The organism is Neisseria flava (genome assembly GCF_982712965.1).
In genome coordinates this window covers 1-10,443 of the sequence record NZ_CEXQBZ010000048.1, presented here as the reverse complement: position 1 = coordinate 10,443, position 10,443 = coordinate 1, and the positions used below count along the sequence as shown (strand labels likewise).

General features: G+C 52.7%; 12 protein-coding genes. 2 read left to right on the top strand and 10 right to left on the bottom strand.

Annotated features, from left to right (window positions below; genetic code table 11):
* Both AC5M9B_RS03280 and AC5M9B_RS03275 read left to right on the top strand, forming a co-directional pair.
* Positions 1-299, top strand: a 299-nt coding sequence (locus tag AC5M9B_RS03280; RefSeq protein WP_487648251.1) for a hypothetical protein, incomplete at its 5' end; no start/stop codon positions are given.
* Between the two features lie 95 nt (positions 300-394).
* Positions 395-1,678 carry a tetratricopeptide repeat protein gene (locus tag AC5M9B_RS03275; RefSeq protein ID WP_257962838.1) on the top strand — a complete coding sequence of 428 codons (1,284 nt, stop codon included), beginning with the start codon at positions 395-397 and terminating at the stop codon, positions 1,676-1,678.
* Between the two features lie 189 nt (positions 1,679-1,867).
* Here AC5M9B_RS03275 and AC5M9B_RS03270 read toward each other — a convergent pair whose 3' ends face one another.
* The 10 genes from AC5M9B_RS03270 to AC5M9B_RS03225 form a co-directional block, all read right to left on the bottom strand.
* Positions 1,868-2,827, bottom strand: coding sequence for a bile acid:sodium symporter family protein (locus AC5M9B_RS03270; RefSeq protein ID WP_487648250.1), 960 nt, complete (start codon positions 2,825-2,827; stop codon positions 1,868-1,870).
* A 198-nt stretch (positions 2,828-3,025) separates the two neighbouring features.
* The gene (gene rnhB, locus AC5M9B_RS03265; RefSeq protein WP_487648249.1) at positions 3,026-3,616 is read right to left on the bottom strand and encodes a ribonuclease HII; all 591 of its coding nucleotides are present in this window, start codon (positions 3,614-3,616) and stop codon (positions 3,026-3,028) included.
* 541 nt (positions 3,617-4,157) lie between these two features.
* The gene (lpxB, locus tag AC5M9B_RS03260) at positions 4,158-5,306 is read right to left on the bottom strand and encodes a lipid-A-disaccharide synthase (protein ID WP_372338143.1); all 1,149 of its coding nucleotides are present in this window, start codon (positions 5,304-5,306) and stop codon (positions 4,158-4,160) included.
* Between the two features lie 60 nt (positions 5,307-5,366).
* Positions 5,367-6,167 (bottom strand): MlaA family lipoprotein, encoded by an 801-nt coding sequence (locus AC5M9B_RS03255; protein ID WP_070865904.1) that lies wholly within the window; start codon positions 6,165-6,167, stop codon positions 5,367-5,369.
* Positions 6,164-6,442, bottom strand: a complete 279-nt coding sequence (locus AC5M9B_RS03250) for an STAS domain-containing protein (RefSeq protein WP_101809894.1) — start codon at positions 6,440-6,442, stop codon at positions 6,164-6,166. The genes AC5M9B_RS03255 and AC5M9B_RS03250 overlap by 4 nt, the downstream gene beginning before the upstream one ends.
* A gap of 98 nt (positions 6,443-6,540) precedes the next feature.
* Positions 6,541-7,131 carry an MlaC/ttg2D family ABC transporter substrate-binding protein gene (locus tag AC5M9B_RS03245; protein WP_070682618.1) on the bottom strand — a complete coding sequence of 197 codons (591 nt, stop codon included), beginning with the start codon at positions 7,129-7,131 and terminating at the stop codon, positions 6,541-6,543.
* Positions 7,132-7,169: 38 nt separating this feature from the next.
* Positions 7,170-7,667, bottom strand: coding sequence for an outer membrane lipid asymmetry maintenance protein MlaD (gene mlaD, locus AC5M9B_RS03240; RefSeq protein WP_487648248.1), 498 nt, complete (start codon positions 7,665-7,667; stop codon positions 7,170-7,172).
* Positions 7,668-7,717: 50 nt separating this feature from the next.
* The gene (gene mlaE / locus AC5M9B_RS03235) at positions 7,718-8,494 is read right to left on the bottom strand and encodes a lipid asymmetry maintenance ABC transporter permease subunit MlaE (RefSeq protein WP_487648247.1); all 777 of its coding nucleotides are present in this window, start codon (positions 8,492-8,494) and stop codon (positions 7,718-7,720) included.
* Positions 8,495-8,597: 103 nt separating this feature from the next.
* A complete protein-coding gene (locus tag AC5M9B_RS03230; RefSeq protein WP_487648246.1) occupies positions 8,598-9,200 on the bottom strand; it encodes a cold shock domain-containing protein in 603 nt (200 codons plus the stop codon).
* 48 nt (positions 9,201-9,248) lie between these two features.
* Positions 9,249-10,049: an ABC transporter ATP-binding protein gene (locus AC5M9B_RS03225; protein WP_003779745.1), complete on the bottom strand. Its 801-nt coding sequence runs from the start codon at positions 10,047-10,049 to the stop codon at positions 9,249-9,251.
* Positions 10,050-10,443 lie beyond the last annotated feature (394 nt).

Here is a 10,443-nt window from a genome sequence, read left to right as displayed (position 1 = left end):
AATGTATATTTGCTCATAAAAAAACTGCACCTTGTGAGTTGGAGGGGATGTGTCCAACTTTTGGGGTGCAGTTCAATTCTTTCAGACGACCTTTTTATATTTTGAAAGTCTGTGTAGCGCGCTTACGTCAGTCATACACCCTCCCGAAATCTATGCATCTCCTGCCAAATGCTACCGTATCAATGCGGCAAACCGACAAAAATACCGGTTCCAAATTTCAAGATTCTGAACAAACGCTGACACACAATTACAGAAAACAGTATAATACACTACTCAAAATGCCTATTCCGATGCCATGACCATCATTCCCAAACGATTATCGCTGCAAGATATCGTCCCGACAGAACCCCCTTTCGAGGGCAATCTTCGGGACTTTTTGCCTTTGCGGCAAATCATGGAAGACGGGAACGAAGAAGCGGTATACCGTATGTGCGGCATGTTGCTTGGCGGCAAGGAAAACCGCAGGGCATTATCAGGCGTAGAATACATCGCATCCGTAGGGTTTCCGGATACGGCATACAGGTTGCTGCATTGGAGCGACCGTTTCGGACTGTCTGCCGACAAACTGCTGGATGCTTACGCAGATTTCGGCGAACGCGGGTTCTTAGCGGCGCAAACCGCGCTGATGCGTTATTACGCAGAACGCAACGACTTGCAATTTCTCTATTGGGCACAATGCGCCGCCCCGCAATCCCCCGAAGCGCAATACCTCATCGCGCGGCAGTATGTCCTGGCGGATAATTGGGAAAAGGCGTTAAATTGGTACAACCAGGCAGCCTCCCAGGGCTGGGCGCAGGCATGCCTGCAATTAGGGAAATCCTTCCTTTACGGCTGCGGCGTTTCTGCCGACTCCGCGCAGGCAGAAGTCTATTTGGAATATGCCGCCGAACACGGCTGGGTCGAAGCACAAATCCTCATGGCAGATTTATTGGCGGCAAAAGGAAACCAAGACGCCCTGTCTTGGTACAGCCTTGCCGCCGTTCAGGGCAGCGCGGCGGCGCAAACCGCCTTGGCACGGCAATATCTGACCGGCAAGCTGACCGACCGCGACCCGTTACAGGCGTTCAAATACGCCAGAACCGCTGCAGACAGGCAGTTTCCGGACGCCCTATGCCTGATGGGCGATCTCTGCCGCTACGGACTGGGCATACGCCCCGACTTATCCGTCGCGCAACAATACTACCGCCACGCCGCCGCATTGGGCAGCATGGCTGCCGTACAGAAGCTGCTCAGCGAGGCCGCCCTACACCAACCCGAACATTACGAAAAACTCAAATCCGAAGCCTTGCAGCGTCAGGAAACTGAGCAGCTTTGCCGCTCCGCCGCAGCCTGCCTTGACGGCATTGGACAAAAAAAAGACTACGCCCGCGCGCGACGGCTTTATCTGGAAGCCGCCGTCTGCAATCATGCCGATGCAGCAGCCGGGTTAGGCAAAATCTATTATTACGGTCTGGGTATTCCTGCCGATGCCGGTTCGGCGGCGTACTGGTTTGGCATAGCGGCGGAACAAAACCATCCTGAAGCGCAATATTATTCGGCATTCCTCCTCTACCACGGACAAGGTACCGCCACGAATGTTCCCGCCGCCTACGATTACCTTCAGGCAGCAGCAGACAACGGATATGGCAACCCGCAGGAACTCAGGGCAATATTGGAGCAATGGCAGTGCGAACGTTGAAGATAAGCCGGCATTGATTTCCGCCCGACAATAATATAGTGGATTAAATTTAAATCAGGACAAGGCGATGAAGCCGCAGACGGTACAGATAGTACGGCAAGGCAACACCGTACTGGTTTAAAGTTAATCGACTATAAAAGGTCGTCTGAAAAAGTTTTCAGACGACCTTTTGTCCTTTGCCGAACTCTTTTAATCGGACAATTCCGCTTTCGATTCTTTATCTGCTTTCGCCGACCAATAAGATGCGAGCAGCGAGCCGGAAATGTTGTGCCACACGCTGAACAGCGCGCTGGGTACGGCGACGACAGGGGCTGCGGCAAAATGCGCGGCCGCCAATGCCGCACCCAAACCGGAATTCTGCATACCGACTTCGATAGCGAGCGTTTTTTGCGCATCGTACGGCAGCTTGCAGATTTTAGCCGCGAAAAAGCCAAGCAGGTAGCCGACGGCGTTGTGCAACACCACGACACCGAAAATCAACAGCCCGCTCTCAATAATTTTGCCTTTGCTCGCGCCGACGACCGCACCGATAATCAACACAATGGCAACCACCGAAACCAAAGGCAAGGCAGCGGTAGCGCGTTCGGTCTGTTTGCGGAACACAGTATGTGCAATCACGCCGAGCGCGATGGGCAACAACACCATTTGAACAATGGAAACAAACATCGCCTGCGCATTGATGTCGAGCATTTTACCTGCCAAAAGCAGGAAAATAGCAGGTGTCAACAGCGGAGCCAGCAAGGTGGAAGCCGATGTAACTGCGACGGACAAGGCAACGTTGCCGCGCGCCAAAAAAGTCATCACATTGGAGGCCGTACCACCCGGACAGCAGCCGACCAAAATCACGCCCACGGCAACTTCAGCAGGCAAATTTAACAACTTGACCAAAAAATAGGCAGTCAGCGGCATAATGATAAACTGCGCTGCCACGCCGATAAGGACGGCTTTTGGATGACTGGCGACAATTTTAAAATCTGACGGCGTCAGCGTCAGCCCCATGCCGAACATAATGATGCCCAAAAGCCAAGTGATGTAGGGCAGTACCCACTTGAACAATTCGGGATCGAAGAAAGCAACGGCGGCGCACAATGCCGCCCAAAATGAGAAGGTTTTGCCGACAAAGTGGCTGATTCGTGCAATAGTGTTCATAAATAGTATGTGCGGTACGGTTGATAAGATTATTGATAAGGAGAACAGTGAAATAAAGCAACACACAAACATCAAAATCTGTTTGGCCGTTGATATTTGTTTCACATCCGTCTAAACGCGAAGCATACACGGCTTTGTAACGGGATGTAAAGAAAAGGTCGTCTGAAACGTTTCAGACGACCTTTAATCCATTCTGCCTCACTCAAACAACCTGCCCTGCGCCAGCAACGCCTTCACGGGTGCGAAATCGCGGCGGTGTTCGGGCAGCACGCCGTATTTTTGCAGGGCGGCGAGGTGTTGCGCTGTGCCGTAACCTTTGTGTTTGTCGAAACCGTATTGCGGATAACGTTCGGCAAGCGCATACATTTCGGCATCGCGCGCGGTTTTGGCAAGGACGGAAGCGGCGGAAATTTCGATGATTTTGCTGTCGCCTTTGACGATGGCTTCGGCGGGAATGCCCAAATCTTTCGGAATGCGGTTGCCGTCTATCAATACCTTATCCGGCACGACCGCCAAACCTTGGACGGCGCGGGTCATCGCCAGCATGGTGGCGTGCAGGATGTTGAGTTCAGCGATTTCTTCGGGCGACGCGGAGGCGACGCTCCACGCAACGGCTTGTTCTTTGATCAACACCGCCAAAGTATCGCGCTTTTTCTCGCTGAGTTTTTTAGAGTCGGTCAGGTCGAGCAGGTCGTAACGCTCGGGCAGGATGACGGCGGCGGCAAACACGCTGCCGACCAGCGGCCCGCGCCCTGCTTCGTCTACGCCTGCGGTAAGGATGAGGGTCATAGGTTTCAATGATACGGTTCGGTTAACGGGAGAGGTCGTCTGAAAAACTTTTTCAGACGGCCTTTTAAATGATATAGCGGGTTCAAATAAAAATAATGTCGGGTTTACTACCATTATTTTTATCTGTACGGGAGCAGCGACAGTTTTGCAGTGAACCCAAGCCCGCCGCCCTACCCTGTTTTATGCTGTGAAACGGTTTTCGCGGGCAAAGCCCACGCTACAAAAAGGGCCTGTCAATTTCGGTGGGCATTCATGTCCGACAAGCCATATGGCCTATTCACTTAATTTTTGATGCAGAGTGCCCATCACCCGCCGTCATTCCCGCGCAGGCGGGAATCCAGAAGTTTGAAATGACGGCAATCTCTAATAGTCCTGACAAGTTGAGGACTGGATTCCCGCCCGCGCGTGGTTTTCTGATTTGAATTTACTGCAAAACCATCAGACTCGGTCCGCAGGTCGGGCATGCTCATCAAACAATAAGTATCAGAGGTCGTCTGAAAGCGTAGCTTCAACGAAGTGAAAACGGGTGCAGCGGGTTTCGCTAAAAGCCTGCTTCGGACAATACGGCTTCAGCCGCCAATGCATCGGTATCTTTCTTCAACAGCAAATGCAGTTCGCGAAAATCCTGTTTCAGCGCGGCGGCGGCTTCGGGGTGGTCGTACCAATAGGCAACGGCGGCGGCGAGTTTTTCCGGCTCGGCATCGTGTTGCAAAAGTTCCGGCACGGCGGCTTTGTCCAACAGGATATTGGGCAGGCCGACATGCGGCACTTTGACTTTGCGTTTCACATAAAAATAGGTCAGCGGCGAAATTTTGTAGCTGATGACCATAGGCCGTTTGCACAAGGCGACTTCGAGGGTGGCGGTGCCGCTGGTTACCAACACGACATCGGCGGCGGTGCAGACGGTATCGGACTGTTTGTCGGTGATGGTAACGGGAATGGCGGAAAATTCAGGCTGCGCCAGAATTTCACCGATGCGCCTGCGGGTGGCGGCGGTGGCGGCGGGAAGCAGGAATTGCGCCTGCGGATAGCGTTTGAGCAGCAATAAGGCCGTCTGAAAAAACAAAGGAGCCATATAGTCGATTTCGCTGACACGGCTGCCCGGCAGCAAGGCGAACACGACAGTTTCGGCGGCCACGCCCAACTTGGCGCGCGCGGCGGCATGGTCGTCGTCCAGCGGCATGGTTTGCGCCATCGGATGACCGACAAACTCGGCTTTGCCGCCCGCATCAAGGTAAAGCTGCGGCTCCATCGGAAACAAACACAGCACGCGGTTGACCTGATGCACGATTTTGTTCACCCGTTCGCGCCGCCACGCCCACACCGACGGGCTGACATAATGAACGGTGGGGATGCCCGCCTTTTTGAGTTTTTCCGCCACGCCCAGATTGAAATCGGGCGCGTCGATGCCGACAAAGACATCAGGCTTGATGCGGATAAGGTCGTTCACCAGCCCTTTGCGGATTTTCAGGATTTCGGGCAGGCGTTTGACCACTTCGACAAAGCCGCGCACCGCCAGTTTTTCCTGGTCGTACAGGCTCTCAAACCCTTCCGCCTTCATGCGTTCACCGCCAATGCCGATAAATTTCGCATCGGGGCGGCGTTGTTTGATGGCACGGATAAGGTGCGCGCCGAGCAGGTCGCCGGATGCTTCGCCGACGCTGATGGCGATCAGTGGGGAATGGTTCATCATCGTTACAGGAAAATAGATTGAGGTCGTCTGAAAGGTTTTCAGACGACCTTATGGAGATTATTCGGCAGGAATCGGCTCAAATTCGGCAGCGGATTGCGGGAACGGTTCGGCAAAATCGGTTGCCGCGGGCGCATCGCTGTCCACCAAGTCGTCGATGTCGATGTTGTCGTCTTCGCTTTGAGGGAGCGTGCCGCCGGTTTGTTGGGTGCGGACTTTCATGTAAAGGTCGCGTGTGTAGCTGTATTTGTCGATGGCTGCGCCTTCGAGGCTGTCGGTCAGGTCGAGCAGTTCTTCACGGGTGTTGATGGCCTGCAGGCCGATTGTGCCCCAGCGTCCTGCTCTGGTGTGGAAGACGGCGTTTTTAACTGGGTAGACGGTGGTAACGGCGTTGCCAATGGTATCGCGTACGGTAGATGGGCCGAACAGGGGGACAACGAAGTAGTTGCTGTTTTTCCAGCCCCATGTGGCGAAGGTGTCGCCGAGGGTGTTTTTATTGCTGGGTACGCCGCCTGCACCGGCTACGTCGATTAAACCGCCAAGGCCGAAGGTGGTGTTGATGCCGACGCGGACGAGGTCTTCGCTGGCGCGTTTGACGTCAAGGCGCAGAACGTTGCTGCCGAAGCTGACGACGTCGCGCAGGTTGTTGAAGAAGTTGATCACGCCGGTGCGGACGGGTTTGGGCGTGATTTTGCGGTAGCCGCGTGCGACGGGGGCGAGAACGTATTGGTCGGCCTTGTCGTTGAATTTGAAGACGGCGCGGTTGTAGCCTTCGTAGGGGTCGGCGGGATTGGTTTCGGCAAATGCGGGGGTTGAGGCCATGCCGATGAGGAGTAGGAGTGAAGCGGTGGTTTTTTTCATGGGTTCAACCAGTCTTCGATTTCGTAAAGCTCGGACAGGGTGCTCACGGATTCGGGTATGCCTTGCAGGCTGATTTTTCCGTCCGGGCGGCGCAGTGCGTCAAGCAGCAGGGACACGCAGGCGGAATCGGCGCGTCCGACGCCGCTCAAATCGACCGCACGGGTGTCTTTCAGACGACATTGCTGTCTGAAGCGGGTAAAGGCGGCGGCGGTCAAGGTTTTGACGGTGATGTCGCCGCTGATGTGCAGCGTGCCGTCGCGAAGTTCGGTTTGCATGGCTGTCTTGTCAACTTAATCTTGGATGATAAAACCTGAAGGTTGTTGTGTGCGAAAGCCATGTCGTCTGAAAACGGATGGCATGGCTTGTTTTTGCATTATTTGCTGCCGTTTTTGGCTTTCAGCTCGGCAATCAGTCCGTCTACGCCTTTGGCTTTGATGGTTTCGCCGAATTGGTTGCGGTACACGGTTACCAAGCTCGCGCCTTCGATGGCGACGTTGTAGGCACGGTATTTGTTGCCGCTTTGGTAGGTGGTGAAGTCCATGTTGACGGGTTTTTGACCTGGGGGGGTAACTTCGGCGCGGACGATGATTTCTTTGCCGCCTTTATTGACAACGGGGTTGTCTTTGACGTTGACGTTGGCGTTTTTGAATTTCAACATGGTACCGGAGTAGGTGCGGATCAGCAGGGTTTGAAATTCTTTGGTTAATGCTTGTTTTTGCGCGTCAGACGCGGTGCGCCAAGGGTTGCCGACTGCCAGCGCGGTCATGCGTTGGAAATCGAAATAGGGAATCGCATAGGCTTCGGCTTTTTGGCGGGCGGTGTTGGCATCGCCGTTTTTTAAGATGCTCAATACTTGAGTGGCGTTTTGACGGATTTGGTTCACTGCGTCGGCAGGGGCGGCAACCGCCATGCTGATGCTCAAGATGCCGATGCTTAGTGCGCTGATGAAAGAGGTTTTTTTCATGATTAAGTGTCCTAAAGTATGAATATGATGGTGTACGTTTATTCGGTGGCTTTTGCCGCATTGTCGCCGCCTGCCGCGTTTTTCTCGGCGAAGCTGGTCATGAATTTACCGATCAGGTTTTCCAGAACCATGGCGGAGCTGGTAACGGAAATGGTATCGCCCGCAGCGAGGGGTTCAGTATCGCCGCCTTGTTGCAGTCCGATATATTGTTCGCCCAACAGGCCGGAGGTCAGGATTTGCGCGGAAACGTCGCTGCTGAACTGATATTTGCTGTCCAAATCGAGGCGGACTTTCGCTTGATAGGATTTTGGGTCAAGCTCGATGGAGCCGACGCGTCCGACCAATACGCCCGCAGATTTGATCGGCGCGTTGGCCTTCAAGCCGCCGATGTCGCTGAAATCGGCATATACGGTATAAGTCTTGCCGGAATTGCCGAACGCCGCGCCGCCCGCCACGCGGAAAGCGAGAAAACCGACCGCTGCCACGCCGAGCAGGACAAACAGTCCGACCCAAAATTCCAATACATTTTTTTTCATTAAAGTTCCTTGAATATCCAATGTGCTTTGTTTCGTTTTCAGACGACCTGTCATTCCGTAAACATCAATGCGGTCAACACAAAGTCAATCGCCAAAATCGTCAGGGCGGACGAAACCACCGTACGCGTGCTGGCGCGCAAAATGCCTTCCGAGGTCGGTACGCAGTGGAAGCCCTGATGCACGGCAATCAGCGTTACCGCCACGCCGAACGCGGCGGATTTGATCAGACCGTTGATTACATCGTAATGTATCGTGATGTTGTTCTGCATTTGCGACCAGAAAATGCCGCTGTCCAAGCCCAGCCAGGTTACGCCGACCAAATACGCGCCGTAAATGCCCGCGACGTTGAAAATCGAAGCCAACAGTGGCATGGAAAACACGCCCGCCCAAAAACGCGGCGCAACCACGCGGGCGACAGGGTTGACCGCCATCACGTTCATCGCTTCGAGCTGTTCGGTCGTTTTCATCAAACCGATTTCGCTGGTCATCGCACCGCCCGCGCTGCTGGCAAACAGAATCGCCGCCAATACGGGACCCAGTTCGCGCAACAGCGAAGCCGCAACCATATAGCCCAAAATATCGGCGGATTTGAATTTCGATAACTGCGTATAGCCCTGCAAACCCAAAACCATGCCGACAAAGAGCCCTGAAACGGCAACAATCAACACCGACAGCACGCCGGCAAAATACACTTGGCGCACGCTCAGGCGCGGACGGACGAAAGCCGTACCGGATTTCGCCAGAATGTTCAGCAGAAACAGCGTAATACTGCCGAGAGATTGAATAAAGCCGAGGGTTTTCTCCCCGACGGAACGGATAAAATTCATAGGTTTCCATTACGGATTAACGGGTTTCAGACGACCTTTTAGGATGATGATGATGGGTCGTCTGAAAAGTATTTCTGAAGAGCAATACAGAAAGGAAGTAGCTTTATGCAGAGCCGCCATAATATGCAGCCAACTTATCCAAAATTTTACGGATGAAAGCTGAAGTTTTAGGCATTTGTTTTAATTTTTCTGCAATTGGCGGGGAAACTTTGTAGTATATCCGAACGAAAATCTTACCAAAAATGTTTGTTAATAGGGTTTCGTCACGGAAACGCCGTAAAGCAATGACTTCTTCAGCATAAGGGTCGCCATAAACTGCAGTAGCAATGAAACAACTACTACTGGTGAACTTTTGATGGAGATTTCCGCAATATGGGCAAACAGAATGAGTTACACTGCCATAGCTGGTGATTATTCTTGGTACCATTTTTTTACTACAGAATTTGCAAGTTACCCGTGAATCGTTTTCTTCCCGTTTTGCCTGTCTCTCAGCCTCTCGTTTTTCTGCTGCTTTTTCCAAAATATCAACATTGCCTGCTACGGGACCACGTTTGCCGGGTTTGGCATCAAAGGAAACAACATCGCCGTTTCCCGGAAGCTCTGCTCCTTTGATATGTCTGACCGTAAAGTAATATTCAGTGCCGTCATCAGAAACAATAAAGCCATATCCTTTACTTTCTGAAAACCATTTAACTTTGCCGTTCATAAATGAGCCTTTAAGGTTTGGATTGTGTGATGACGGGTCGTCTGAAAACTACCCAAGCAAATCTTGCTGCAACGACGTTTGCGCCGGATAGCGGTATGCGACAGGGCCGTCTGCCAGCCCACCGACAAACTGGCGCACCCAAGGCGAATCCAGTTCGCGCATTTCCTGCGGCGAGCCGGAGAACATGATTTCGCCGTGCGCCAAAAAAATCACCTGATCGACGATTTCCAAAGATTTTTCAATGTCGTGCGTCACCATAATACTGGTCGAGCGCAAAGCCTTGTTGACGCGGCTGATCAAGTGGGCAATCACGCCTAAGGAAATCGGATCGAGACCGGTAAACGGCTCGTCGTACAACATGATTTCAGGGTCGAGCGCAATCGTGCGGGCAAGCGCGACACGGCGCGACATCCCGCCGGAGAGTTCGGACGGCATCAGGTTTTCCACGCCGCGCAGACCGACCGCGTTCAATTTCAACAAAACCAAATCGCGGATAACCGCTTCCGGCAGGCGCGTCAGTTCGCGCATCGGAAAAGCGATATTGTCGAACACCGACAAATCGGTAAACAGCGCGCCGTGTTGGAACAATACGCCCATGCGGCGGCGGTGTTCATACAATTCGTCAGCCGAAAAGCCCGCCAAATCTCGTCCCTCAATTAAAACCTTACCCGATTGCGGATGAATCTGACCCGTAATCAGCCGCATCAGCGTGGTTTTGCCGCTGCCCGAACCGCCCATCACGGCGGCGAAGTTTCCTTGGGGAATGCTGAAATTGATATTGTTCAGAATCGGACGGTCGCCATACGCGAAGGCAACGTCTTTCATTTCGATGAAGGGTACGGAACTCATGAAGGGGAAGATAGGGCGGGATGTATTTTAATTACTTGCATTGTAAAGCTTATCAAGGTGTCGGGCAATTTTCAGACGACCTTATCAAGAAAACGTCTGTTAAGAAGCGTGAAAATCATGTGTTTGGTAGAAATTTTAAGACCATTGGAATGGTTAAGATCGGAATCTTGCACCCTGCTGTCTTCATTTCAAAACGGGGTGAGTTACAGAACTTAATAATCCTAAACATACCGTTTTTCGCCGGCGGGTGAAGTTTTAAATTTATGGCAGGATTTTGTAGGCAAAGACACAACATTCTACAAACAAAACTTACATTCTATAGTGGATTAACTTTAAACCAGTACGGTGTTGCCTCGCCTTGCCGTACTATCTGTACTGTCTGCGGCTTCGTCGC

Bases quoted from the DNA above. Each gene is read 5' to 3' on its own strand.
- AC5M9B_RS03270 (WP_487648250.1), bottom strand. From the start codon at position 2,827: ATGAACACTATTGCACGAATCAGCCACTTTGTCGGCAAAACCTTCTCA.
- AC5M9B_RS03250 (WP_101809894.1), bottom strand. From the start codon at position 6,442: ATGCAAACCGAACTTCGCGACGGCACGCTGCACATCAGCGGCGACATC.
- AC5M9B_RS03230 (WP_487648246.1), bottom strand. From the start codon at position 9,200: ATGAACGGCAAAGTTAAATGGTTTTCAGAAAGTAAAGGATATGGCTTT.
- mlaE (WP_487648247.1), bottom strand. From the start codon at position 8,494: ATGAATTTTATCCGTTCCGTCGGGGAGAAAACCCTCGGCTTTATTCAA.
- AC5M9B_RS03245 (WP_070682618.1), bottom strand. From the start codon at position 7,131: ATGAAAAAAACCTCTTTCATCAGCGCACTAAGCATCGGCATCTTGAGC.
- rnhB (WP_487648249.1), bottom strand. From the start codon at position 3,616: ATGACCCTCATCCTTACCGCAGGCGTAGACGAAGCAGGGCGCGGGCCG.
- AC5M9B_RS03275 (WP_257962838.1), top strand. From the start codon at position 395: ATGGAAGACGGGAACGAAGAAGCGGTATACCGTATGTGCGGCATGTTG.
- AC5M9B_RS03225 (WP_003779745.1), bottom strand. From the start codon at position 10,049: ATGAGTTCCGTACCCTTCATCGAAATGAAAGACGTTGCCTTCGCGTAT.
- mlaD (WP_487648248.1), bottom strand. From the start codon at position 7,667: ATGAAAAAAAATGTATTGGAATTTTGGGTCGGACTGTTTGTCCTGCTC.
- AC5M9B_RS03255 (WP_070865904.1), bottom strand. From the start codon at position 6,167: ATGAAAAAAACCACCGCTTCACTCCTACTCCTCATCGGCATGGCCTCA.
- lpxB (WP_372338143.1), bottom strand. From the start codon at position 5,306: ATGAACCATTCCCCACTGATCGCCATCAGCGTCGGCGAAGCATCCGGC.